1 pseudogene is annotated in these 946 nt (G+C 61.7%); it reads left to right on the top strand.

Annotated features, from left to right (window positions below):
* Nucleotides 1-946 (top strand): annotated as a pseudogene (locus tag ACRXB1_RS36800) (ATP-binding protein); the annotation flags it as partial.

Here is a 946-nt window from a genome sequence, read left to right as displayed (position 1 = left end):
TAGCCGCTCGAACCGGTGGCGCTGGACGTCGCGCGGTTGTTGCGCAGCTCGGACGACATGTTGCGCCGCGTGCTGGGCGAGACCATCGAACTGGAGACGGTGGTGTCGGGCGGCCTGTGGAATACGCTCGCCGATCCGAATCATCTGCAGAACGTGATCGTCAACCTGGCCATTAACGCACGCGATGCCATGGACGGCGCCGGGCGCCTCACCATAGAAGCCGGCAACGCGATGCTCGACGACGAGTACACGCGCCATTACGACGATGTACGCAGCGGCCAGTACGTGATGATCGCTGTATCCGACACGGGTACCGGCATGGCGCCCGAGGTTATTGCGCGGGCCTTCGAGCCCTTCTACACGACCAAGCCGGAAGGCCGCGGCACGGGGCTGGGTTTGAGCATGGCGTACGGTTTCATGAAACAGACCGGCGGCCACATCAAGCTTTACAGCGAACCGGGCGAGGGCACGACGGTCAAGCTTTACCTCCCTCGATCAATGGAAGAAGAAGCGCACCGCGTGGAGACCTTGCACGAACCGGTGACGGGCGGCACGGAAACGATCCTGGTCGTGGAAGACGATCCGAACGTGCGCGCAACGGTTGTCGACACCTTGACCGAACTCGGCTACAACGTCCTGAAATCCGCCGATGCCCAAAGCGCGCTGAACGTGCTCGAAAGCGGCGTTCACGTCGACCTGCTATTCAGCGACGTGGTAATGCCCGGACCGTTACGCAGCGTCGATATGGCGCGTCGTGCGCGCGAGATGCTGCCGTCGCTGGAAGTCTTGTTCACTTCCGGCTACACGGAAAATGCGATTGTTCACGTCGACCTGCTATTCAGCGACGTGGTAATGCCCGGACCGTTACGCAGCGTCGATATGGCGCGTCGTGCGCGCGAGATGCTGCCGTCGCTGGAAGTCTTGTTCACTTCCGGCTACACGGAAA

This window comes from Caballeronia sp. M23-90, assembly GCF_053574605.1.
The sequence above is the reverse complement of the archived record's forward strand: the minus strand, read 5'-3'. Positions and strand labels throughout refer to the sequence as shown.